Source organism: Rhizobacter terrae (assembly GCF_003852895.1).
Lineage (GTDB): Bacteria > Pseudomonadota > Gammaproteobacteria > Burkholderiales > Burkholderiaceae_C > Albitalea > Albitalea terrae.
This window is the reverse complement of sequence record NZ_QUSW01000010.1, coordinates 248,703-271,150: the sequence shown is the minus strand read 5'-3', so window position 1 is coordinate 271,150 and position 22,448 is coordinate 248,703. Positions and strand designations below refer to the sequence as shown.

General features: G+C 68.4%; 20 protein-coding genes. 12 read left to right on the top strand and 8 right to left on the bottom strand.

What is annotated here, in order from left to right; translation table 11 throughout:
- The first annotated feature begins 1 nt into the window (after position 1).
- The gene (gene ureC / locus DZC73_RS27750; protein ID WP_124543629.1) at positions 2 to 1,738 is read left to right on the top strand and encodes an urease subunit alpha; all 1,737 of its coding nucleotides are present in this window, start codon (positions 2 to 4) and stop codon (positions 1,736 to 1,738) included.
- Positions 1,739 to 1,871: 133 nt separating this feature from the next.
- Positions 1,872 to 3,272, top strand: a complete 1,401-nt coding sequence (locus DZC73_RS27745) for an endo alpha-1,4 polygalactosaminidase (RefSeq protein WP_124543628.1) — start codon at positions 1,872 to 1,874, stop codon at positions 3,270 to 3,272.
- Between the two features lie 18 nt (positions 3,273 to 3,290).
- Here DZC73_RS27745 and DZC73_RS27740 read toward each other — a convergent pair whose 3' ends face one another.
- Complete coding sequence (locus DZC73_RS27740) at positions 3,291 to 3,641, bottom strand: hypothetical protein (protein WP_124543627.1); 351 nt, start codon at positions 3,639 to 3,641, stop codon at positions 3,291 to 3,293.
- Positions 3,642 to 3,867: 226 nt separating this feature from the next.
- On the opposite strand from DZC73_RS27740, the gene DZC73_RS27735 reads away from it, so the two are divergent.
- Positions 3,868 to 4,122, top strand: a complete 255-nt coding sequence (locus DZC73_RS27735) for a hypothetical protein (protein WP_124543626.1) — start codon at positions 3,868 to 3,870, stop codon at positions 4,120 to 4,122.
- A gap of 13 nt (positions 4,123 to 4,135) precedes the next feature.
- Here the strand turns inward: DZC73_RS27735 and DZC73_RS27730 are convergent, their stop codons facing one another.
- Positions 4,136 to 4,567, bottom strand: coding sequence for a hypothetical protein (locus DZC73_RS27730; RefSeq protein ID WP_124543625.1), 432 nt, complete (start codon positions 4,565 to 4,567; stop codon positions 4,136 to 4,138).
- A 305-nt stretch (positions 4,568 to 4,872) separates the two neighbouring features.
- On the opposite strand from DZC73_RS27730, the gene DZC73_RS27725 reads away from it, so the two are divergent.
- The 3 genes from DZC73_RS27725 to DZC73_RS27715 all read left to right on the top strand — a co-directional run bounded on the left by DZC73_RS27725 (position 4,873) and on the right by DZC73_RS27715 (position 6,989).
- Positions 4,873 to 5,121, top strand: coding sequence for a hypothetical protein (locus tag DZC73_RS27725; protein ID WP_124543624.1), 249 nt, complete (start codon positions 4,873 to 4,875; stop codon positions 5,119 to 5,121).
- A gap of 70 nt (positions 5,122 to 5,191) precedes the next feature.
- On the top strand, positions 5,192 to 6,424 hold the full coding sequence (locus DZC73_RS27720; RefSeq protein ID WP_124543623.1) for a hypothetical protein: 1,233 nt from the start codon (positions 5,192 to 5,194) through the stop codon (positions 6,422 to 6,424).
- A 34-nt stretch (positions 6,425 to 6,458) separates the two neighbouring features.
- Complete coding sequence (locus tag DZC73_RS27715; protein WP_124543622.1) at positions 6,459 to 6,989, top strand: 2'-5' RNA ligase family protein; 531 nt, start codon at positions 6,459 to 6,461, stop codon at positions 6,987 to 6,989.
- Positions 6,990 to 7,007: 18 nt separating this feature from the next.
- Here DZC73_RS27715 and DZC73_RS27710 read toward each other — a convergent pair whose 3' ends face one another.
- Genes DZC73_RS27710 through DZC73_RS27700 form a run of 3 tightly spaced genes read right to left on the bottom strand, consistent with a single transcriptional unit; the run spans position 7,008 to position 9,534 of the window.
- Positions 7,008 to 7,241, bottom strand: coding sequence for a DUF3606 domain-containing protein (locus DZC73_RS27710; RefSeq protein WP_198415005.1), 234 nt, complete (start codon positions 7,239 to 7,241; stop codon positions 7,008 to 7,010).
- A 10-nt stretch (positions 7,242 to 7,251) separates the two neighbouring features.
- A complete protein-coding gene (locus DZC73_RS27705) occupies positions 7,252 to 7,440 on the bottom strand; it encodes a hypothetical protein (protein WP_124543621.1) in 189 nt (62 codons plus the stop codon).
- A 39-nt stretch (positions 7,441 to 7,479) separates the two neighbouring features.
- Complete coding sequence (locus tag DZC73_RS27700; RefSeq protein WP_124543620.1) at positions 7,480 to 9,534, bottom strand: sensor histidine kinase; 2,055 nt, start codon at positions 9,532 to 9,534, stop codon at positions 7,480 to 7,482.
- A 124-nt stretch (positions 9,535 to 9,658) separates the two neighbouring features.
- Here DZC73_RS27700 and DZC73_RS27695 point away from each other — a divergent pair, with 124 nt between their 5' ends.
- The 4 genes from DZC73_RS27695 to DZC73_RS27680 are packed head-to-tail and all read left to right on the top strand — an operon-like array spanning position 9,659 to position 15,239.
- Entirely contained in the window at positions 9,659 to 11,806 is a 2,148-nt protein-coding gene (locus tag DZC73_RS27695) for an ATP-binding protein (RefSeq protein WP_161974770.1), read from the top strand.
- Positions 11,807 to 11,816: 10 nt separating this feature from the next.
- Positions 11,817 to 12,476, top strand: coding sequence for a response regulator (locus tag DZC73_RS27690; RefSeq protein ID WP_124543618.1), 660 nt, complete (start codon positions 11,817 to 11,819; stop codon positions 12,474 to 12,476).
- Entirely contained in the window at positions 12,473 to 14,473 is a 2,001-nt protein-coding gene (locus DZC73_RS27685) for a PAS domain-containing protein (protein WP_124543617.1), read from the top strand. The genes DZC73_RS27690 and DZC73_RS27685 overlap by 4 nt, the downstream gene beginning before the upstream one ends.
- A 19-nt stretch (positions 14,474 to 14,492) precedes the next feature.
- Positions 14,493 to 15,239, top strand: a complete 747-nt coding sequence (locus tag DZC73_RS27680) for a hypothetical protein (RefSeq protein WP_124543616.1) — start codon at positions 14,493 to 14,495, stop codon at positions 15,237 to 15,239.
- Between the two features lie 33 nt (positions 15,240 to 15,272).
- Here DZC73_RS27680 and DZC73_RS27675 read toward each other — a convergent pair whose 3' ends face one another.
- Positions 15,273 to 17,252 (bottom strand): glycoside hydrolase family 3 protein, encoded by a 1,980-nt coding sequence (locus tag DZC73_RS27675; RefSeq protein WP_124543658.1) that lies wholly within the window; start codon positions 17,250 to 17,252, stop codon positions 15,273 to 15,275.
- Between the two features lie 173 nt (positions 17,253 to 17,425).
- On the opposite strand from DZC73_RS27675, the gene DZC73_RS27670 reads away from it, so the two are divergent.
- Together DZC73_RS27670 and DZC73_RS27665 are read left to right on the top strand one after the other, a co-directional pair.
- A complete protein-coding gene (locus DZC73_RS27670) occupies positions 17,426 to 18,340 on the top strand; it encodes a glutaminase (RefSeq protein WP_124543657.1) in 915 nt (304 codons plus the stop codon).
- 74 nt (positions 18,341 to 18,414) lie between these two features.
- On the top strand, positions 18,415 to 18,618 hold the full coding sequence (locus DZC73_RS27665) for a YgaP family membrane protein (protein ID WP_124543615.1): 204 nt from the start codon (positions 18,415 to 18,417) through the stop codon (positions 18,616 to 18,618).
- Here the strand turns inward: DZC73_RS27665 and DZC73_RS27660 are convergent.
- Together DZC73_RS27660 and DZC73_RS27655 are read right to left on the bottom strand one after the other, a co-directional pair.
- The gene (locus DZC73_RS27660) at positions 18,612 to 20,897 is read right to left on the bottom strand and encodes an ATP-dependent DNA helicase (RefSeq protein ID WP_124543614.1); all 2,286 of its coding nucleotides are present in this window, start codon (positions 20,895 to 20,897) and stop codon (positions 18,612 to 18,614) included. The two genes, DZC73_RS27665 and DZC73_RS27660, sit on opposite strands and share 7 nt — an antisense overlap.
- A gap of 59 nt (positions 20,898 to 20,956) precedes the next feature.
- On the bottom strand, positions 20,957 to 22,333 hold the full coding sequence (locus DZC73_RS27655; RefSeq protein ID WP_124543613.1) for a DUF805 domain-containing protein: 1,377 nt from the start codon (positions 22,331 to 22,333) through the stop codon (positions 20,957 to 20,959).
- Positions 22,334 to 22,448: the final 115 nt, after the last annotated feature.

The following is a 22,448-nucleotide window of genomic DNA, read 5'->3' as shown; positions in this document are numbered from 1 at the left end:
CATGGCCCACATTTCCAAGCGCGCCTATGCCGAGATGTTCGGCCCCACCACCGGCGATCGACTTCGCCTGGCCGACACCGACCTCATCGTCGAAGTGGAACACGACCTCACCGTCTATGGCGAGGAGGTGAAGTTCGGCGGCGGCAAGACCATCCGCGACGGCATGGGCCAATCGCAACGGGTGAACGGTCCGGGTGCGCACGAGGCGATGGATTGCGTGCTGACCAACGCGCTCATCATCGACCACTGGGGCATCATCAAGGCCGACATCGGTCTGCGCGGCTCGCGCATCGCGAAGATCGGCAAGGCAGGCAACCCCGACGTGCAGCCGGGCGTGGACATCGTCATCGGCCCGGGCACCGAGGTCATCGCGGCCGAGGGGATGATCGTCACGGCCGGCGGCATCGACAGCCACATCCATTTCATCTGCCCGCAGCAGATCGAAGAGGCGCTGATGAGCGGCGTCACCACCATGCTGGGCGGCGGCACGGGCCCGGCCACCGGCACCTTCGCCACCACCTGCACGCCGGGGCCGGAGAACATCGCCCGCATGCTGCAGGCGGCCGATGCCTTCCCGATGAACCTCGGGTTCCTCGGCAAGGGCAACGCCAGCCAGCCACAGGCGCTGCGCCAGCAGGTCGAGGCAGGCGCCATCGGCCTGAAGCTGCACGAGGACTGGGGCACCACGCCGTCGGCCATCGACTGCTGCCTGGGCGTCGCCGACGAGACCGACACGCAGGTCAGCATCCACAGCGACACGCTCAATGAATCGGGCTTCGTGGAAGACACCATCGCGGCCACGAAGGGCCGAACGCTGTGCGCCTTCCACACCGAAGGCGCGGGCGGCGGGCATGCGCCGGACATCCTGCGCGTGGTGGGCGAGCAGAACTTCCTGCCTTCTTCCACCAACCCGACCATGCCCTACACCGTCAACACGGTGGACGAGCACCTGGACATGCTGATGGTGTGCCACCACCTGGACGCCAGCATCGCCGAGGACCTGGCCTTCGCCGAGAGCCGCATCCGCCGCGAGACGATCGCCGCGGAGGACGTGCTGCACGACCTGGGCGCGATCAGCATGTTCAGCTCCGACTCGCAGGCCATGGGCCGCGTGGGCGAGGTCATCATGCGCACCTGGCAGACGGCGCACAAGATGAAGCAGCAGCGGGGGTGGCTCGCGCCTGCATCGTCGGGTGCGGCCGACGGCAACAGCCGCAACGACAACTTCCGCATCAAGCGCTACGTCGCCAAGTACACCATCAACCCCGCCATCGCCAACGGCGTGTCGCACGAGGTGGGCAGCATCGAGGAAGGCAAGTGGGCCGACCTCGTGCTGTGGAAGCCGGCCTTCTTCGGCGTGAAGCCCTCGCTCATCCTCAAGGGCGGCTTCATTGCGGCAGCGGCGATGGGCGATCCGAACGCCTCCATTCCCACGCCGCAGCCGGTGCACTACCGGCCGATGTTCGGCAGCTTCGGCGGTGCGCTGGCCAAGGGCTCTCTCACCTTCCTGAGCCAGGCGGCCATCGCCGGCGGCGTGCACGAGGTGCTGAACCTGCACAAGCACGTCTCGGCGGTGAAGGGCTGCCGCACGGCGAAGAAGCAGCACATGCTGCTCAACGGCTACGCGCCGAAGATGGAGATCGACCCGCAGACTTACGAAGTGCGCGCCGATGGCGTGCTGCTGACCTGCGAGCCCGCGAAGAGCCTGCCGATGGCCCAGCGGTACTTCCTGTTCTAGCTGGCTTTCGTATCCGAAGTCACAACTGCAACTGAGGTTTTGAGGCAGATCCTCTGCGATAGTCGTTTGCGCGCGCCGTTCACTGGAACCGGTACCGCGCCACGAACGACGACCCAACATCGCGGAGACCCTTGTGAACCCACGCTTCGACACCGCCCAGCGTCGGCGGATTGCCGCCCTCATGGCCAGCCTGGCCGGTGCCAGCCTGATGTCCGCCTGCGGCGGCGGTGCGAGCGACACGCCGCTGGATGCTGCGGCCACCGCGGCGGCGAACGAGCAAGGGCAGCGCTCCATCCTGGCGACGACGCGCGTGACCACGACCACCACGCCCATCGTGGCGCACAAGCTCAACGCCTGCATCGAGGCCGTCAGCGCCAGCTGGGACATCAGGCTCGCCGCGTGCAGCGACGCCAGCCTGCAGAAGTTCGTCTTCACGCCGGTCGCCTCTGGGTCCGACGTCTACACACTGAAGAACCAGCAGACGGCGCTGTGCATCAAGGCCACGGGCAGTTCGTCCGGCGCCTTCGTCGAACTCGACACCTGCAACGGCAAGACCGCCCAGCAGTTCCAGCTGGAGCTGCTGCCGGACGGTCATCTCGTGCAGGTGAAGAACTTCGGCAGCAAGCTGTGCCTGAGTGCATCGAACAGCCTGAATGCGCTGAGCTTCTCCTTGCGTGCTTGTTCGACCGCCGACGCCAACCAGGTCTTTGAGCTGCCGATCGGCGCTCCTGCTCCTGCTCCTGCTCCTGCTCCTGCTCCTGCTCCTGCTCCTGCTCCTGCTCCGGCTCCTGCGCCAGCCCCCTCCGGCTGGTGGAAGCCCACGGCGAACCTGAGCTGGAACTGGCAGCTTTCCGGCACCTTGAAGACCGACGTCAACGCCGCTGTCTACGACATCGACCTCTTCGAGGTGAGCACCACCACCATCTCGCAGCTGAAGTCCGCGGGACGCAAGGTCGTGTGCTATTTCTCCGCCGGCAGCTCCGAGGACTGGCGCTCCGACTACTCGCGCTTCCTGGCGGCAGACAAGGGCAACAAGCTCGACGGCTGGGCTGGCGAGAACTGGCTGGACACCCGCTCGTCCAACGTGCGCGAGATCATGAAGTCGCGCCTGGACCTCGCGAAGTCAAAGGGCTGCGATGGTGTCGAGCCCGACAACATCGACGGCTACGCCAACAAGACCGGCTTCCCGCTCACGGCTTCCACACAGCTCGACTACAACCGCTTCCTCGCCAACGAGGCGCACCGCCGCGGCCTGGGCGTCGCGTTGAAGAACGACGTGGATCAGCTGAGCGACCTGGAACCGTCCTTCGACTTCGCCGTCAACGAGCAATGCTTCGAGTACTCGGAGTGCGCGGGCTACAAGGTCTTCACCTCGAAGAACAAGCCGGTCTTCAACGCCGAGTACAAGAGCGACTACGTGAACAACGCCACCGCCCGCGAGGCGATGTGCTCGCAGGCCCGCGCCGCGAACCTGCGCACGCTGGTGCTGCCGCTGGACCTGGACGGCAGCTTCCGAATCAGTTGCGACAAGTAGCGCGGCCGGTGTGATCGATCAGCCTGCGAGCAAGGCTGCGCATGCCTGCGCCACCGCCGTCACGCGCTCGGGAGGCTGGTTGCCCGGCACCGCTGCCCAGCCACCCTTCTCCACCAGATCGCCTCGCGACCATGTGGAGGCCTGCTTGAGTTCGGTCAACCGGACCACGGCACCATCGGCGCGCTGGAACTTGTCCACGCACACGGGTGCGAGCGCCATCACGACGGCATCGTTGACGCGGATGCGGGCAGCTGCATCCGCCGCGCCGCCGGTGGTCCACCCACCCCAGCCGAAGCCGACGATCGCCAGCGCTATCGCTCCACCTGCAATGCCCCACAGGAGCGGCTTGGTTTCGACTGGAATCTTCATGGCAATCCTTTCAATGCGACGTTGAGGCATCGACTTGAATCTGCCAGATCGTTCTGGACCGATGGCCGGTACCGACCGTGCCACTGTGGCGTGACGCCACGCACCCGTCTGTCTGCTGGTGCACATACGGATTCCCTCTCACTCTCACCCTCTCACCAGCGGCCAACACCACACCCTCCACACAGGTACGTTCGGTGCTAAGTTAGGGCAACCCCAGGAGTTGTTCATGATCCTGTCCCGCCCCACGCATTTCATTTCGAGCAGCGGCATGTGCACGCCCTTGCCGCCGGCCTCGCGCAGCGATCGGTTGCGTCAGGAGTTCCCTGCAAGCGTCGATTCCATCCGCCGCGACCGCGCAGACCAGATTCCCGATGGCTTCGTTGAAGACTATCTCGCGCTTCACTGGCTGGAATGGCACAGCGGATCACTGCGCCTGACTTCCACGGGCACGGACACCTGCGAAGAGATCCGCGACAGCTGAGACCTCTGCACCATCAGGTGCGGCCGCCGTCTTCCTCACGTGCCCGAGCCGCCTGCGCCTGGCGCACTGCATCGCTCAGGTTGTCGTAGTGGAATCCATCGACTTGATATCGCCCGTCGCGCAAGGCGATGCCCCAGGCATTCATGAGTTCCCTGTCGGATCCGCTCGATGCCGCAGCAGGCCGGCCGCGCCGGTAGGGTCCCGGCGTGTCCTGTTGTTCCGGCCGTGATCGCATGAGGCGCGAGTACGCCATCGCATCGGCCAGTCGGTCGTAGTGGTAGCCGTTGTACTCGAAGCCCGGCCCGTCGCAGGTCACGCGCAGCTCGGCCATCTGGGTTTCAAGCTCGGGCGGAACAGGCGGAAGGCGTCCGCCTTCCGCTGAGAACACGTCTTCCGCTGCCAGATACAGGCGTTCGTCGGTGGTCTTTCGATGGATGCGGGTCATGATGGAGTCCTGTTCTGTAGCGATGCGCCAGCTCGCGTGGGGCACGCCTTGCCGAACAATGCGGCGCGCCGTTGCCTGGGGTCTGTGCGCTACAGCACCGATCGCCGAAGCACCACCGAAGAAGGACCCGGCAACGCACGTGGCCGGGTTTCATGCCGAGTCAAGACAAATGGGGTCATGCACGGTACGGCAACGAACAGACCGGCCGCCTGAATGCGCCCAATGTCCGAACCCAACGGACGCCGAGGTCAGTCATGCCCAGTCTTCATCGGGTCGCACACACCGCGAGAATGCTCGCCCTTGGAATGATGTCCTCCCGTGCCCTGCCGTGGCTGATCAGCGCACTGCTGGCGGCGCTCGCCTTGGCCGCGCCGCTGCTGCAGCTCAGCTCGAGCGACCCCATCGTCATGGCACTCGCGATGTTGACGGCGATGTGGCTGGCATGGGTGACCTTCGACCACTCCATCGGCCCGTTGCGGGACACCGACGCCGCACCCGCCGCCGAGCCGCCGCCGGGCTTTGTCGACACCCAGGCCACCTGGAAGAACCGCTGAGCCGCGTGGTCCCGTAGACTGCAAGCCGGGCTGCCATGATGCAGCCATGCACGTGCAGGGGGACACGCAGATGTGGGGATGGCTTCAGGATCTCTTTGGCGGACCGACGCTCGAACAGGTCGCCCGCAAGGTGATGGATGCGCTGCAGCAGGCCGGCGCCACGTCGCTGACCCACGACCGCGGCATGAACGAAGTGCGCGGCGAGTTGAACGGGTCGAAGTTCGCGCTGTTCCTCGGCAACCTCTACCACGAGTACAAGCAGGCGCCGCGTGCACAACGCGCCGCGGTGCTGGACAAATACGTGGGCATCCAGGTGCAGGCGTCGAACACACCGCCCGACAACTACGAGCAGGCACGTGCTCAGCTGATGCCCATCGTGCGCACCCGCGCCGACGAAGCCATGGGCATGCTCAGCCTGCAGCGCTTCGCCGAACCCGGTGAAGACCTCGACGACAAGCGCCTGGCCACGCGCGCGCTGGTGGGCGACTTCGTCATCGGCCTGGCCTTCGACACGCCCAACGCGATGCAGCGCATCAACCAGCACCAGCTGGTCGGCTGGGCGGTGAGCTTCGACCAGGCGCTGGACGATGCCTTGCAGAACCTGCGCGCCCTGCCCGAGCACGGTGGCTGGGTGCGCCTGGGCGACTCCGCCTGGCAAGGCAGCTGGGGCGACAACTACGAGTCATCGCGCATCCTGCTGCCCGACCTCATCCACCGCCTGGGCGTGACCGAACCGGTGGCGCTCATGCCGCTGCGCTACACGCTGCTGGTGTGCAGCGCGCGCGACGAGAAAGGCCTGGCCCTGCTGGCCGAGCGGGCGCGCGAGCTGATGGAATCCGAACCACGCTGGCTGTCGCTCACGCCCTTGAAGCTGGGCGACAAGGGCTGGGAGGTGTTCACGCCGCCGGCGTCCTGCGCCAAGGCCTATGCCGACCTCGCCTTGCTGGATGAATCGCAGAGCTACGCCGGTCAGAAGTCGCTGCTGGACGACCTGAACCAGCGCAGCGGCAAGGACGTGTTCGTGGCCTCGGCCACCGTGGTGGAGAAGGACGGCCTGCTGCGCTCGTACAGCACCTGGACCGAGGGCGTGGACACCCTGCTGCCGCGCACCGAGCTGCTGGTGTTCATCCGCCTGCGCGACGGCCAGCTCGACCAGTCGCTGATGCTGGCCTGGGACGTGGCCGCCGAACTGGCCTCGCACCTGATGGAGGCCACCGACTTCTCGCCGCCGCGCTACCGCGTGCGTGGCTTCCCGGACGCGGCCTTGTGGTCGCGTTTGCAGGCGGCCCAGGTCAGCCTGTGAAAACCAGGCTCGGCTCCTGGGAAATGTCCTGCCAATGAAGCAGCTCTACACGCTGGCCTTTCCGGTTCTCTCGCGCGACGACACGCAATGGATTGAAGCGTTTCGTCGCGAGCACGACCCTCACTGCGGCCTCGTCGATGCCCACTTCACGATGGTCTTTGGCTGCAGCGAGGTCGCCGAGGAAACATACCTGGCGCACCTCCAGGCGCTGAGCCGCTCCTCACGGGCGGTTCGCTTCACATGCCGGTATGCGATGTTGGGAGCCGACGACGAGGTCGAACGCGCCTACGTGTTCCTGGTCCCGGATGAGGGCTACAGCGGCTTGTCGCGGCTTCACGATGAGCTCTACAAGGGGCCCCTGGCCGAGCACCTGCGCCTGGACATCCCGTTCGTGCCTCACATCACCATTGGCGCGTCCGGCGACCGCATGGCTGCAAAGCGGCTGTGCGATGACCTGAACGGGCGTGAGCTGTCCATTGCCGGAACCGTCAGCGCATTGACCGTGGCTGCCCTGGAAGAGCGCCGGCTTCGGCATCTCAAGACATTCGAACTCGTCCCAGGCTAGCCACGCTCGCATCCGCCATCAGTGCCGGGCCTCGCAGGCCGTGCGCTCCTGGAAGCGCAGATAGTGCGACACAGTGTCGGCGCAGCTGCCCACCATGTTCACCGCATGCCGGATCTCGTACTCGGTGACACCATAGACCAGGGCCCAGAACTGGGTGTCCAGCACGTCGCGGGTGTCGATGTGGGGGCGCTTGACCGCCGGCAGGAAGCGTTCGCCCTTGCCGCGGGGCATCATGTCCTTGAAGGTGCTCATGGCGCGCTCCTCAGACCAGGTCCAACAGCTCGGCCGGAATGGTTTCGAACACCTCGCGCACCATCAGGCCTTCGGCCAGGTCGTGCGAGGAACCGAACCAGTCGCGGTCTTCCAGGCTGGAGGTGAAGAAAGACCGGCGGGGCTTGTCGGCCGTCGCCGGAGCGTTGATGTAGGCGGAGGGAACGTTCAGCAGCTTCATGGCAGGAGATGAGAAGAGAATTCGTGTCTTGAAGAGTTTTCAGTCGGCGTGGACCTGCAGGGGCACTTCCCTGGCGATGGCACCGCCTTCGGCTTCGTCGGCAGCACGCGGCAAGGCAATGCGGATGCAGGTGCCGCCGCCTTGCGGGCGGATGGCCTCGATGGTTCCGCCCATGGCGTCCACCAGCTCTTTGGCAATCGACAGGCCCAGGCCGGTGCCGCGCACGCCGCTGCCGTCGGCGCCGGCGCGCTCGAAGGGCATGAAGACCTGCGTCAGGCGGTCGGCGGGAATGCCGGGGCCGTCGTCCCACACTTCGGCGACGCACTGCGTCTCCTCGGCGATGACGCGGGTGGTGACGGTGCCGCCGGGGCGGTTGAACTTGATGGCGTTGCCCAGCACGTTGACCAGCACCTGGCGCAAGGCGCTCGCATCGGCAGTGATGCGCGCACCGGCCGGCGAAGGCGCGAACTCGATGTCCACGCTGGCGTCCGCGGCCAGCGGCATCAGGAATTCATTGCAGTCGCGCAGCACGCGGTCCAGCGCCACCGGCGCCAGGCGCAGGGTGTGGTGACCAGCGGACAGGCGGCTCAGGTCCAGCACGTCATCCACCAGCGCCAGCAAATGCTGGCCGCCCGAGCGGATCTGCTCCAGCCAGCGCTTCTGGTGAGCTGACAGTCGGCCGCTGTCGTCCTCGCCCAGCAGTTGCGCAAAGCCGAGGATGGCGGTCATGGGCGTGCGCAGCTCGTGGCTCACGCGCGCCAGGAAATCGCTCTGGTCGCGGCGGCGCTGCTCGACGAGGCTCGCATCGCGCAGTGCCTGCTCGGCACGCTCGACCTGCGTCACGTCGCGGCACACGCCGATGATGCGGCCGCGCGCATCCAGGCGCTCCATGTGCAGCTCGACGCGGCCGAGTGCGCCGTTCGGATGCCGCACGTCATACACCACCCGCACCGGCCCCTGGCGCGACAACGCCTGCGACATCGCACCTTGCAGCAGTTCGCGGTCGGGCATGGCAAGGTTGTCCATCCATCGCCACAGCGGACGCTGCGGCTCGGCGCCGTCCAGGCCATGGTCGTCGCTGGCGCGGCGGTCCAGGTCGATCAGCCCGGCCTCGGTGTCCACGTGCAGGATGCCCAGCTGCAGGATGCGCATGGCCAGTTGCAGGCGGCGCTGCGTCTCCGCGAGAGCCGCCTCCGTGCGGCGGCGCGCGGTCACGTCGGTGAGGAAACCGTTCCACAGCACATGGCCGTTGTCGTGGCGCTCGGGCGTGGCCTGCCATTCGAGCCAGCGCACGCCGCGGCGCGGCAGCACCACGCGGAACTCCTGGTGCCAGGGCGTGAGCGTGCGGGCGGAGTAGGCGATGCTGTCGCTCACCGCGTCGAGGTCTTCGGCGTGCAGGCGGGCGAAGAAGGCGGCGGCGTCCGTGGACACGTCCTCGGCGGACAGGCCGCAGGCCTCGCGCAGGCCTTCGCTGGCATAAGGGAAGCGCGAGCTGCCGTCGCGCAGCAGCTCGTACTGGAAGATCACGCCCGGCAGGTGCTGCGAGATGTGGCGCAGGCGGGCGTCCTGCTCGCGCAGGCGGGCCTCGCTCTCGGCCAGCTGGCGCTGCCGCCATTCGCGCGACAGGCAGGCTTCGGCGGCCCGGGCCAGGTGGGCCAGCGTCTGCGCCTGCTCGTCGGTGAAATCATGCGGCTCGCGGTCCAGCACGCACAGCGTGCCCACGGCCTGGCCGTCCACCGTCAGCGGATGGCCGGCGTAGAAGCGGATGTGCGGATCGCCCGTGACCAGCGGGTTGTCGGCGAAGCGCTCGTCGGCGCGTGCATCGCTCACGGTGAACACACGGTCGTCCAGGATGGCGTGGGCGCAGAAGGCCTGCTCGCGCGGCGTCTGCGGCACGTCCAGGCCCTGGCGCGACTTGAACCACTGGCGGTCTTCGTCGATCAGGCTCACCAGCGCCATCGGGCAGCCGAACTGCGCCGCGGCCGCCTCGGTGATGGCGTCCAGCGTCGGGTCGGCCGGCGTGTCGAGCACGGCCAGGCTGTGCAGGCGGGCCAGGCGCTCGGCTTCGTTGGCGGGAAGAGGTGCGATCAGCATGGCACCCAGTGTCGAAATTGCCGGCTTCCGGGCCCATCCGGGGGTCCCGGGTTTCGGGGTCAGGGATTCCCTGATTCGCCTGCGGGATGCCAAATTGCGCACGCCGCGGGGCTACAGTGGGTGCATGGAATCCGCCGACAGCCTGGGCTCATCACCCGCCGCCGACTCCGACGACGAGGCCGCAAGCCCTGCGCTGTCCGCGGCAGATTTCACACGCACGCCGGCGGCCGACCTGCGGCGCACCTGGCAGCTGCGGCTGGCGGTGCTGGCCGCCGCCGCGGCCGCGGTGATGGCCGCCGCCTGGGGTTGGAACGCCGTGCAGGTCGCGCTGGCCGAGCGGCCGGACCGCATCGCCCATGCGCTGGCGGTGGCGCGCAACGCCGAACAGCTGCGATCGGCCCTGCCCAGCGGCGACAGTGCCGAGGTGCCCGAGTCCACCCGGCTGGTGCGCATCGACGCCGCCATGCGGCTGCTGGAGCCGCTGCTGGTCGACGACCTCACGCAGCGCATGCGGCTGTCGCGCATCGGCTTCGCCTTGCGCGAACTGCGCAGCGGCCAGCCGGTGCTCATCCAGGCGGTGGAATCGCTCAACACGCAGATCGACGAACTGGTGGCCGCCGAACAGGCGGGGCTGCGCCAGCGCGAGGCGGAGCTCGACCAGCGCCTGCGCGACGTGGCATCGCTGGTGCTGGCGGTGGTGCTCACCGCGGCGCTCGCGCAGTGGCTCATTTCCGCCCAGGGCCACCGCATTGCGCGCCGGGCCTTGCGCATCGCGCAGATCCGCCATGAAGACCAGAACGCCGTCGAGCGGTTGAACCTGGACCTGGAGCGCCGCGTGCAGCAGCGCACCGTGGCCCTGCTCGACCAGAAGGCCGCGCTGCGCCTGCGCAGCGACTGCAGCCTGCTGCTGATCGGCGCGGACACCCGGCCGATGGAGCAGGTGCTGGAGGAATGGAAGCACCGCGTGCGGCAGGCCACCAATGCCGACCGCATCGAGCTGGACCTGGGCGCGCAGGCCGACCCGCGGGCGATGATCGGCATGCTCGTCGCGCCGCTGGCGCAGCGCATGGGCGTGCTGCGGGTGCATGGCGGCGCCACCGGGGATGCGCCCGGGCCCTTGCAGAGCGTGCTGTTCGAGGTGGCCGCCGACCTGGGCATGTGGCTGGACTCCCGTCGCCAGCGCGAGCTGCGCCGCGAGGCCGAAGCCGAGGGCGAGCGCATGGGTGCGCAACTGGCCGCCCTGTTCGACCAGGCGCCGCTGGCCATGGCGGTGTTCGACACCGAGCTGCGCTTCCTGCGCGTGAACCTGGCCTTCACCTCGCTGGCCGACCAGCGCCCTGCCGACATGGCCGGCAAGCGCTTCATCGAGATCGAAGACGACGGGCTGCGCGCCATGCTGCCGGTGCTGCGCCAGTCGCTGGCCAGCGGCGTGCCGGTGCTGGGCCGGCGCTTCGACGTGACGCTGGGCGCGCGCAGCGGCAAGCAGGCCCGGCTGCTGGTGTCGATGGCGCCGCTGCTGTCCAAGGACCACCGCGTCTTCGGCATCGCGCTGATGTGCGTGGACGTGACGGAGATCGAGCAGTCGCGCAAGCGCCAGGCCGAGCTGTCGCGCCAGCTGATGCAGGTGGAAGACGCCGAGCGCAGCGCGCTGGCGCGCGAGCTGCACGACGACGTGGGCCAGCAGCTGGCCGCGATGAAGATCAGCCTGCGCATGCTCCAGCGCGGCAGCGCCGATCTGCTGAACCAGCCCCTGCTCACCGACGCCTTGCAGGTGCTGGACGAATGCATCGCCCAGGTCCGCCAGCGCGCGATGAGCCTGCGCCCGGCCTTGCTCGACGAGATGGGCGTGGAGGCCGCGCTGCGCTGGCATGCGCAACGGCAATCGGCCCGCTACTCGGTGCCGGTGGAGGTCGACGCCGCACTGGCTGGCGTGGTGCCGCGGCCGGACTGGTCGGGCAACGTCTACCGCATCGTGCAGGAGGCCCTGCGCAATGCCTTGCAGCACGGCCAGCCGCAGCAGGTGTGGATCCGCCTGTGGCAGGAAAGCGGGCAGGTGGTGCTCAGCGTGCGCGACGACGGCCGAGGCATTCCGCTGACGCGCGAGCGGCGGCCCGATTCATCGGGCATCGGCCTCATGAGCATGCGAGAGCGCGTCGAGCTGCTGGGCGGCAGCTTCGAGCTGAAGGCCGTGGAACCCACCGGCACCGAGGTGCGGGGGCGCTGGCCGCTGGCACAGGTGCAGGCGAGCGTGCAGGAGGAATCGAAAGCATGAAAGGAAGTCCATGCGTGTGCTGATTGCCGACGACCATGCACTGGTGAGGTCGGGCATGCGTCTCATCCTCGCGAGCATCGAGCCGGGGGCGGAGATCGTCGAAGCCGAAGACGGACGCGAGGCCATCGCGGTCGCGCGGCGCGAGCGGCCGCAGCTGTGCCTGCTGGACATCTCCATGCCCGGCCTGAACGGCATCGACGCGATCCCGCAGGTGCTGCAGGCCTGCCCGGAGACGCGCATCCTCGTCGTGTCCATGCACACCGACCGGCACTTCGTGAGCGAGGCGCTGCGTGCGGGCGCACAGGGCTACCTGCTCAAGGATGCCGCGGTGGATGAACTGGCCGACGCCATCCGCGCCATCCGCGCCGGGCGGCCTTTCCTGAGTGCGCAGGTGGCCGATGCGCTGGTGCACGACTTCGTGCGCCAGGCCGCGGTGCCGGACTCGCCGCGGCAGGCGGAGGAACAGAAGACGCTGACGCCCCGGCAGCGCGAGGTGCTGCAGCTCATCGCCGAAGGCCGCTCCACCCGCGAGATCGCGCAGCGGCTTCACCTGAGCATCAAGACGGTGGAGACGCACCGCGCCGAAATCCAGCGGCGGCTGGAGATCTTCGACGTGGCCGGGCTCACGCGCTACGCCATCAAGCAGGGCATCGTGTCGCTGGACGCATGAGCCACGCACCGCCGCCGCGATCCCGCTCGGCCTTGCCCGAACGCGCACTGGGACTCGCGCCCTTCATCGTCGTCGGCGTGCTGCTGGCCGTGCTCTGGTCGCTGGTGCTGTGGTTCTCGGGCAACCAGCATCGCCGGCTGATCGCCGAGAGCTACCAGCAGCTGGACCTGCTCAACCGCGCGACCGCCGACCAGATGGCCGCCCTGATGCGCGAGGTGCGGCAGACCCTGCTCACGCAGGACTTGTGGATCGCCACCCGCGCGGCCGAACAGCCCGCCCTGGCGGCACTGCGCCCCGCCGGTGCCGGATTGCAGGCTTCGATGATCGAGACATCGCCGCAACCCGACGCCCAGTTGCCGCCCAACGTCATGGGCAGCGCCGGCGTGTGGATCGGCCTGCCCGTCCACGACGCCGCCGACGGCGCGGTCTGGCGCCTGCCCATCTGGATGCAGCAGCGCACCGGCGATCCGTCGTCGCGCGGCTACCTGCGCGCCTCGCTTCGGCTCGACCGCCTGATGGCTCGCCACGAAGCCATGCGCCTGCAGCCGGTGGGGTCCATCCTGATCGTGCGCGACGACGGCGTGGTGCTGTCGCGCACGCCCTTCCTCGGCACGCTGATGGGCGCCGGGCTCTTCGAGCGCTCGAAGAATGCCCGCGCCGCTTTCGTGCAGCCCGAAGGCCACTTCGTGGGCGGCACGACCATGACCGATGGGCTGGAGCGCATCGTGAGCCATGCCAAGGTGCCGGGCTTTCCGATGCGCGTGCTCGTGACCCAGAGCATCGAGACCGCGCTGGAGACCTTCTACCGCCGGCAGGCCTTCGTCATGACGCTGAGCACGGTGGTCAGCCTCATCGCCATCGCGCTGACCTGGGTCATCTGGCGCACCGGCCGCCAGGTGCGCCTGCAGCATGCGGAACTGGGCGTGCTCAACGCCCTGTCGCCGCTGGGCAGCTTCCGAGCCGACATCACCGGTGCCACGACGCAGGCCAATGATGCCTACCTGCACATGCACGGGCTCAAGCCCGACCAGCTCGCCTGGGGCTGGCTGGATGCCGTGCCCTCGGCCGACCGCGACGAGGCGCGCCACCGCTGGGTGGATGCCGTGCGCCAGGGCCTGCCCTTTTCCATCACGCGCTGGCTGGACCGGCACGATGGGCAGCGGGTCAAGCTCGCCATCCGCTCGCGTCCCTTCTTCTGGCAGGGCCGCCTGGCGGGGCAGGTCGGCGTGGCCGAGGACATCACCGCCAGCGCCGTGCAGGAGCGCACCCATCGCCTCTGGACCCAGTGGCTGGCCGCCTCCAACGACTGCGTGGCGCAGCTCGACGGCCTGCTGCGCGTGGTCTCGCTCAACCCCGCCGCGCGCCAGCGCCTGGGGCTGTCGCTGGATGCGCCGCTGGACGGCGTGACCATCGATCGGTTCTGCGCACCCGGCGAGGTGGAGCGCCTGCGCGACACGATGTCGTCGTCGCTCGCCCACCGCGGCGTGTGGTTCGGCGAATCGGTGATGGAGGCTGACGGCGGCAGGCAGTATCCGCTCGCGCTGATGGCCCTGGCGCACGTCACGCGGCGCGGCAAGCTCGAAGGCGCGACGCTCATCGGCCGCGACCGCAGCGAAGAGCATGAAGCGCGCATGGCCCGCCGCGACAGCGAAGACACCTTGCGCGTGGTGGGCGAGACCCTGTCCGCGCTGATCGTGGTGCTCGATGCCGACGAGCGCATCCAGTTCGTCAACAGCGTGGCCGAGCGGCGCTTCCTGCTGCCGCCGGTGAAGATGCTGGGCCGCCGCTGGAAGGACCTGCTGGGTGATCGCGAATACCCCCGCCACGAACAGGCCGTGAAGCAGGCCCTGGCCGGAGAGCGCGGCGAACTCGACCGCGAGACCAGCGACCGCGACAAGCCGCAGCGCATGCACGTGGTATACACGCCGCTTCTCGATGAACAAGGCGCGGTGAGGGGCTGCGTCGGCGTGGGATGGATCACGCCGCCGGCCGCATGACGCCGCAGGGAAGGATCACATGAATCGTTCGACACTGACCGGCTGGGCCTGGCTGCTCACGGCCGCTGCCCCCGTCACGGCGCTGGCCGCGGATGTTCTTCCGACGCCCGGCCTGTACCGCGTGGATTCCGACACCGTGCGCGACCTGGGCGGCGGCAGCCAGCACCGCGAGCACTGGGACGGCGCGACGGGGGACCGGACCGTCACCCTCATCGTGACCGGCCATCCGCCCCAGACCACCACCGCCAAGGGCCCTCCCGCCACCAGTTGCGCGAGGATCGGCAAGGTGCTCACCGTGCCCCCGGCCGTGCCGGGCTGCACGATCACCCCGCCGGACCCGAAGCATCCTTCCTCGACCACCACCGCCTGCCCCGGCAACACCGTGACCAGCACGTGGCGCCGCATCGACGATGCGACCTGGGAACTCAAGATGGATTTCGTGCAGACCATCATGCCGCCCGCCAACGCCGCGGACCCGGCCATCGCGATGGCCATGGCCGGCATGACGCCCGCCGAGCGCGAGCGGGCAAAGAAGGGCCTGGAAGCCAGCATGCCCACCGAAGCGCAGCGGGCGGAGGTGGCCAGGCAGATGAAGGCAGCGATGGAGGCCGGCACGCGCAGCAGCGATCCGGAAGAAGCCGCCTTCGCACGCGAGCAGCTCAAGCGGATCTACGGTCCTGACGGCGCCGGCCCCGGCATCGCCACCGGCACGCAGACCATGCAGGTGCTGCAGCGCTGGACGCGCATCGCGCCCAGCTGCAGTTGAGTCCTGCGAGGCCACGGGCCTCGCAACCAGGGCTCAGTCACAGGAGGCGGGTCCAGCCACCTCGTCGAGCGGCGCGAGGTCCTTCGCGTCCTTGACAGTCAGTCCGTACCCGTAGGCGAACAGCGGCGACTTGCCGTCGCCATGGTTCACCGGCGTCTGGCAGGCGCTCTTCGGCCACGAATACGACAAGCGTCCCGTGAAGTCGTAGGCCACGGACCCATCGGCCTTGCGGAACAGCAGGTCGGCGATGCCCTGCCCTTCGGTGCCCGGCAGCCACGCGGCGATGAACGCATCCGAACGGTTGATCTCCGGCGTCACGTACAAGGGCCGGCCCGACATGAGCACCGTGACCACCGGCACCCCCTTGCCGGACACGCGCTTGAGCAGCGACAGGTCCGACTCGAACGGGTTGGCCAGCGTGGGCACGTCGCCCTTGCCTTCGGCATAGGCGCCCTCGCCGATGACCGCGATGACGGCGCCGAACTGGCTCACGTCGATGCCGCGGCCAGAGAGGTCGTAGACCACCTTGTCATCGCCCAGCGCCTGGCGGATGCCGGCGAGCACGCTGGTGGCATTCGGGAAGTCGGCGTTGGTGTTCTCGTTGCCCTGCCAGGTGATGGACCAGCCGCCCGTCTGGTTGGGCAGGTTGTCGGCGCTGCGGCCCACCACCAGCACCTTCTTGTCGCGTGCCAGCGGCAGCACGCGGCCGTTGTTCTTCAGCAGCACCAGCGATTCGCGCACCGCCTGGCGCGCCAGATCGCGGTCCTGCAGGCCGTCGGCCTTGCCGGCACCGGCACGCTGCGAGGGCTTGGGTGCATCGAAGAGGCCGGCACGCATCTTCACGCGAAGGATGCGTGTGACGGCATCGTCGATGCGCGACATCGGGATCGTGCCCTTCTCCACCTGCGACACGGTGTTGTCGATGAACTGCCGCCACTTCTGCGGCACCATGAAGACATCGATGCCGGCATTGACGGCCGCCGCGCAGCTCGCGTCGTCGCAGCCCGGCACCTGGCCGTGGCCGTTCCAGTCGGACACCACGAGGCCGTCGAAACCCAGCCGGCCCTTGAGCACGCCGGTGATGAGCGATTCGTTGCCGTGCATCTTGATGGGCTTGCCGCTCGCGCCATCGGCCCAGCTGCTGAAGGACACCATCACCGTCTGCACGCCCGCCTGCACCGCGGCGATGTGGCCCGGCGCATGGATGTTCGCCAGCTCCGCGCGCGAGGCGCGCGTGATGCCCTGGTCGATGCCGCGCTCGGTGCCGCCGTCGCCGAGGAAGTGCTTGGCCGTGGCCAGCACGCCCGGCACCTTGGCCGATGCGCCCTGCGGCGTGCCCTGCAGGCCCAGCACGATCTCGCGTGCATAGGCGCGGGTGATGGACGGCAGTTCCGAATAGCCCTCGTAGCTGCGGCCCCAGCGGTCGTCGCGCACGACGGCCAGCGTGGGCGCGAAGGTCCAGTCCTGCCCCGTCGTGCGCACCTGCTTGGCCGTGGCTTCGCCGATGCGACGCAGCAGGCAGGCGTCGTGCGCCGCGCCCAGGCCGATGTTGTGCGGGAACAGCGTCGCGCCCAGCACGTTGTTGTTGCCGTGGACCGCATCGATGCCCCAGATCACCGGCACCTTCACCTTCGCGTCGGTGGACATGGAGGCGTCCCAGAAGGCGTCGGCCAGCGCCAGCCAGTCGGCCACCGTCGCCTGCTTGCGGTTGCCCGGCCAGGAACCGCCGCCATTGAGCACCGAGCCGATGTAGTGCTCGCGCACCTGCGCCGGGGTGATGGACTGGATCTCCGGCTGCGTCATCTGGCCGATCTTCTGGCGCAGCGTCATGCCCGCGACGATGCGGGCGATGCGCTCTTCCATCGCCGGGTCCTTCACGATGGATGCGGGCAGCGTCGGGAAATCCGTCAGCGTGGGCGCGTCGGGGATGCGGGTGCAGTCATCGGCGGCCAGCGCCGGCTGCGACAGGAGGGCAGCCAGGGCCGCGGCGGCAATTCTTGAATGCGCTTTCATCATGCGGCGCAAGTGTCTCAGAATTCCGGCACCAGGGGGCATCAACCGACTGGCGCGGATTGCGGAAACGGCGCATTTCGCTGGCATCTGCCCGCTGCAACCGAACGCACGCCGGGCCCAGACTGGCGAGAATGGCTGCCCTGCCCCACGGGCACCACGCCAACGACTCCGCCATGGACTACGGCCGCGTTCTCGAACAAATCCATGCCACCGTGCTGCCGACCCTGGGCCAGGGCAAGGTGGCCGACTACATCCCCGAGCTCGCCAACGTCTCGCCGACGCACTTCGGCATGGCCATCGCGACGCTGGATGGGCAGGTGCACACCATCGGCGATGCGCGCATGGGCTTTTCCATCCAGAGCATCTCCAAGCTCTTCGCGCTGGTGATGGCCTTGAAGGTGGAAGGCGATGACCTGTGGAAGCGCGTGGGCCGCGAGCCTTCGGGCACGCCCTTCAACTCGCTGGTGCAGCTGGAGCACGAGGCGGGCAAGCCGCGCAACCCGTTCATCAACGCTGGTGCGCTGGTGGTCACGGACATCCTGTGCACGCGCTTCGCGGTGCCGGAGAACGCGCTGTCGGACTTCCTGGAAAAGCTTTCCGGCACGCCGGCCATCCACTACAACCACCGCGTCGAGCGTTCCGAGCGCCGCCACAGCGACCGCAACTCGGCGATGGCTCACTTCATGAAGAGCTTCGGCAACCTGCGCAATCCGGTGGACCAGGTGCTGGACGCGTACTGCCGGCACTGCGCCATCGAGATGAACTGCGTGCAGCTGGCCAAGGCCGTGAGCTTCCTGGCCAACCACGGGCGCATCCCCGGCAGCGATGAAGAGGTCCTGGACGTGAGCCGATCCAAGCGGCTGAGCGCCTTGATGCTGACCTGCGGCACGTACGACGCGGCGGGCGACTTCGCCTTCCGCGTGGGGCTGCCAGCCAAGAGCGGCGTGGGCGGCGGCATCGTGGCGCTGATTCCGGGCGAATGCGGCATCTGCGTGTGGTCGCCGCCGCTGGCGGAGTCGGGGAATTCGTTCTCGGGGTCGCTGGCGCTGGAGCTGTTGACGACGCTGACGGGGCGATCGATTTTTTGATCGATGGCTTGAATCGTTCGGGATTGGGCGACGCTCTTAGCAGGCGTCACAACTTTGCCGAGAGGTCCGACACCATGTGGTACGCCAAGAATCTGCCCGTGTGGGAACGCGCGCTGCGCTTCATCGCTGCCTTGCTGATGGGACTGGGCGCCTGGCGGATGGGCGCAGGGCCGGTGGCCTTCGCGCTGGTCGCCAGTGCAGTCATCACCGTGGTCACGGCGCTGGTGGGCTTCTGCCCGATGTGCGCGATGGTGGGGCGGCGGCGCCTGGATCAGTGAGAGCCCGCTGAACGCCGCTGCGGGAGCTGCCACCACGCCGGCAGCAGCCTCATCACCTCCGGCCTCGCAAACCGGTCGTCGATGAGGTGCACGCTGCCCCGGTCCGAGATCGTGCGGATCACCCGCCCCGCCGCCTGCACCACCTTGCGGATGCCCGGGAAGAGGTAGGTGTAGTCGTAGCCCTCGCCGAAGGTCTCGTCCATGCGGCGGCGCATCTCTTCGTTGACGCGGTTGAACTGCGGCAGGCCGAGCGTCGCGATGAAGGCGCCGATGAGCAGGTCGCCCGGCAGGTCGATGCCTTCGGCGAAGGCCCCGCCCAGCACCGCGAAGCCGATGCCCTGCCCGCCCTCGACGAAGCGCGCGAGGAAGGCGTCGCGCTCAGGCTCGCTCATGCGGCGCGACTGCGCCCACATGGGCACCGATGGATGCGCCAGCTCGAACTCCAGCGCAACCTGTTCCAGGTACTCGAAGCTGCTGAAGAACGCGAGGTAGTTGCCCGGCCGCGCCGTGTATTGCGCAGCGATGAGATCGGCGATCGGCACGACCGACTCGCGCCGGTGCTGGTAGCGGGTGGAGATACCGCGCACCAGGTTCACCTGCAACTGCTCGGCACTGAACGGCGCCTCCACGTCGATCCAGGCGGTGTCCTCGGGCAGGCCCAGCGTGTCGGCGTAGAAGTGCTGCGGCGACAGCGTGGCCGAGAACAGCACCGTCGTTCGCGTGGCTTCGAAGCGCGGCTTGAGGAACGGCGCCGGCACGACGTTGCGCACACACAGCCGCGCGTTGCGCTTGGCGCCGGAGGCCACGCTCACATCGAACAGCGAATGCGTGCCGAAGCTTTCCAGCAGGTGCGAGAAATGCAGTGCGTCGAAGTAGAAGCGCATCGCCTCGGCATCCAGCGCGGCAGGCTGGTCGGCCAGCAGTTCGGTGATCGACGCTGTCGCGTCCTGCAGCGCAGCGAGGAAGGTGGGCGGCACTTCGGGAAGCACCTCGTATGGCTCTGTCTGCGTCTTGCCCACCGCGTTCCACGCACGGTTCAGGCGATCCAGCGGCTTCTTCAGCGACGCCGGGGCCGTGCGCCGCATGGCGCGGAAGTCGTCCTGCGCCAGTTCGGCGGTGTACATCGCCCTCGCCCGTTCCAGGAGGTTGTGCGCCTCGTCCACCAGCACCGCCACCCGCCACTGGTTCAGCTGCGTGAGGCCGTGCAGCAAGGCAGCGCTGTCGAAGAAGTAGTTGTAGTCGCCCACCACCACGTCGCTCCAGCGTGTCATCTCCTGGCTGAGGTAGTAGGGGCAGACCTGGTGCGCGGCCGCGACTTCGCGCAGCACCTCGCGGCTGAGCACGGGTTGCTGCACGGCGGCTTCGCGCGCCGCGGGCAGGCGGTCGTAGAAGCCCTGCGCCAGCGGACAGGACTCACCGTGGCAGGCCTTGTCCGGGTGCTCGCAGACCTTGTCGCGCGCGCACAGTTCGATCACGCGCAGGGGCATGGCGGGTTCGGCGGCACGCAGCGTGTCGACGGCCTCCAGCGCAAGGGCGCGTCCCGAACTCTTCGCGGTCAGGAAGAACACCTTGTCCAGCTCCTGCGGCGGGCAGGCCTTGAGCAGCGGGAAGATGGTGCCAATGGTCTTGCCGATGCCGGTGGGCGCCTGAGCCATGAGGCACCGGCCCAGGCGCGCCGCCTTGAAGGTGGACTCCGCCAGGGTGCGCTGCCCGGCGCGGAACTCCGCATGCGGGAAGCGCAGCGCCGCCAGCGCCGCATCACGCTGCACGCGATGTCCGATTTCGCGGTCGACCCAGTCCATGAAGCGCTCGCACAGCGACTCAAAGAAGCCGCGCAGCTCATCGGCGCTGCACACCTGCTCCAGCACTGTCTCGCGCTGCTTGCCGATCTCGAAGTAGACCAGCGCCACGGTGATCTGCGGCAATTCAAACTGCTGGCACAACAGCCAACCGTAGACCTTGGCCTGGGCCCAGTGAAGTTGCCGGTGGTTGTCGGGGATGCGGTCGGCCTCGCCCTTGTGGGTCTTGATTTCTTCGACACGGCAGCGGCCGGCGTCGAATCCATCGGCCCGGCCGCGGACCGCGAGGTGGCGGTGCTGCCCGCTCAAGGACACCTCGCTGCGGTAGCCGCTGCCACGCCGTGAGGCCACCGTCTGGTGGCCCGCCACGCCTTCCTGCGCCGATGGCGCGGGCGTGAACCTCAGGTCAAGGTCGCCTTGCTTGGCCGTGAACTCGCACAGCGAGCGAACGGCGATGGTGTATCGGGCAGGGGTGTCCACGGCCCGGCGATGATACTGGATGGATCACCAGTACCCCAGCCGTGGACCCCCTGGGTGCGTCAGCGTCGCCGCGAGCTGTACCACTGCCCGTTCACGTTCACCACCGTGCACTGCGGGGTGTAGGCGGGACGCCGCGTGTCACAGTCGGCCACGGCCGCACGGGCCGCCTCGTTGACCGAGCCGGCGCTGGTGGCCATGCCCCAGCCCCCGGCGGACGAGACGGCGAAGGCCTTGTTCTCACGGGCTGCCATGTAAGGGCCATTGAAGTTGTCGCGCTGTTCGGGCGTGGACAGCAAGGTGTTGGCGCGCGGGTCGAAGGCTTCCTTCTCGCTCTCGCTCATCTCCTCGGTTTCATGCATCCCGCGCATCTGCACACTGTGGATGGACGCCTTGATCATCAGCGCAAAGCCGATCACCAGCACCACCACCGCAATGCCAAGGAAGGCCCAGGGCTGCGAGGGTGGCTGCTCGCCGTAGTCGTTGTCGCCGTTGGTGCCGGGCGCGAAGCTGAGCACCAGGCTCAGGATGACCGAGGCGCCAGGCACGAAGGTGAGCATGGTCCACCAGCCGGACTTGTCGCAGTCGTGGCAGCGCAGCACGCTGTGCCGCATGGACATGAAGGCCACCAGGGCCAGGCCGAGCAGGAAGAAGAGGATGCGGCCGATGGTGGGCTTCTCGATCACGGGCACGACCAGCAGGAGCAGCAGCGCCCACATCCAGGCGTGCGCGGTGGCGTACTTCAGGCGCCCCATGCGGCCGGACAGGCTGAAGCCGAACACGCCGGGCGACGACGAGCGGATGGAGGAGCGCGAAGCGCGCATCGCCTGGCGGGCCAGCAGTTCGTCCTTCTTGGCCTCGCGGGCGGCGTTCTCGCGCTCGGCCAGGTTGGCGATGGCCATCTCGATGTTGGTGGAGCAGCCACGGCACAGCAGCCGCTTGGTCTGGCGCTCGCCGCAGTTCGGGCAGGTCACCTCGTCGACCGCCGCCTCCGTCAGGGGCGCGAGTTCGAGGGTCTTGGCCGACGTGGCCGGCACCTTGGCCACGGCCGCGGGGATGGGCGCAGGACGCGGTGCGTCGCCCGAGCCGGCGCGGGGCGCGGGCTCGTCGTCAGGCATCTGGATGGACGGGAACCCGATGCCGCCGGCCTTGGACGCAGGAGCCGCGGCCGCCGGCTTGACCGGCGCGGCGGCAGGCTTGGCCGGCGCCGCAGTGGGTTCGATGTGGATGCGCGCGCCCACCTTGGCCAGCACGTCGGCATAGCGCTTCGCATCGGCCGGGGGGACAGCGCGCTTGAGCACGGTGCGGGTGCCGGAGAACATCTGCGCGACGCGCGGTTCGTCCAGCTTCAGCAGTTGGCCGACCTTGCGTTTCACGTCGTCGAGGTGGAACCCCTCCATCACCTCGCCAAAGAACACGATTTGGACGGAAGCGTCCATGAGCCAGCCCTCACACTGTTTTACGTTCGCCCGCGATTATGCTCAGGCCACCCCGGAGGGACCGTGATGTTTGGGTATGCTGCACGTCTTGCGCACACGACCCGAAGGTTTGTCC

Coding starts and splice junctions, on each gene's coding strand:
- DZC73_RS27665 (WP_124543615.1), top strand. CDS start 18,415: ATGTGGTACGCCAAGAATCTGCCCGTGTGGGAACGCGCGCTGCGCTTC.
- DZC73_RS27690 (WP_124543618.1), top strand. CDS start 11,817: ATGCGTGTGCTGATTGCCGACGACCATGCACTGGTGAGGTCGGGCATG.
- DZC73_RS27680 (WP_124543616.1), top strand. CDS start 14,493: ATGAATCGTTCGACACTGACCGGCTGGGCCTGGCTGCTCACGGCCGCT.
- ureC (WP_124543629.1), top strand. CDS start 2: ATGGCCCACATTTCCAAGCGCGCCTATGCCGAGATGTTCGGCCCCACC.
- DZC73_RS27740 (WP_124543627.1), bottom strand. CDS start 3,641: ATGAAGATTCCAGTCGAAACCAAGCCGCTCCTGTGGGGCATTGCAGGT.
- DZC73_RS27735 (WP_124543626.1), top strand. CDS start 3,868: ATGATCCTGTCCCGCCCCACGCATTTCATTTCGAGCAGCGGCATGTGC.
- DZC73_RS27675 (WP_124543658.1), bottom strand. CDS start 17,252: ATGAAAGCGCATTCAAGAATTGCCGCCGCGGCCCTGGCTGCCCTCCTG.
- DZC73_RS27670 (WP_124543657.1), top strand. CDS start 17,426: ATGGACTACGGCCGCGTTCTCGAACAAATCCATGCCACCGTGCTGCCG.
- DZC73_RS27730 (WP_124543625.1), bottom strand. CDS start 4,567: ATGACCCGCATCCATCGAAAGACCACCGACGAACGCCTGTATCTGGCA.
- DZC73_RS27705 (WP_124543621.1), bottom strand. CDS start 7,440: ATGAAGCTGCTGAACGTTCCCTCCGCCTACATCAACGCTCCGGCGACG.
- DZC73_RS27710 (WP_198415005.1), bottom strand. CDS start 7,241: ATGAGCACCTTCAAGGACATGATGCCCCGCGGCAAGGGCGAACGCTTC.
- DZC73_RS27655 (WP_124543613.1), bottom strand. CDS start 22,333: ATGGACGCTTCCGTCCAAATCGTGTTCTTTGGCGAGGTGATGGAGGGG.
- DZC73_RS27695 (WP_161974770.1), top strand. CDS start 9,659: ATGGAATCCGCCGACAGCCTGGGCTCATCACCCGCCGCCGACTCCGAC.
- DZC73_RS27700 (WP_124543620.1), bottom strand. CDS start 9,534: ATGCTGATCGCACCTCTTCCCGCCAACGAAGCCGAGCGCCTGGCCCGC.
- DZC73_RS27685 (WP_124543617.1), top strand. CDS start 12,473: ATGAGCCACGCACCGCCGCCGCGATCCCGCTCGGCCTTGCCCGAACGC.
- DZC73_RS27725 (WP_124543624.1), top strand. CDS start 4,873: ATGATGTCCTCCCGTGCCCTGCCGTGGCTGATCAGCGCACTGCTGGCG.
- DZC73_RS27715 (WP_124543622.1), top strand. CDS start 6,459: ATGAAGCAGCTCTACACGCTGGCCTTTCCGGTTCTCTCGCGCGACGAC.
- DZC73_RS27720 (WP_124543623.1), top strand. CDS start 5,192: ATGTGGGGATGGCTTCAGGATCTCTTTGGCGGACCGACGCTCGAACAG.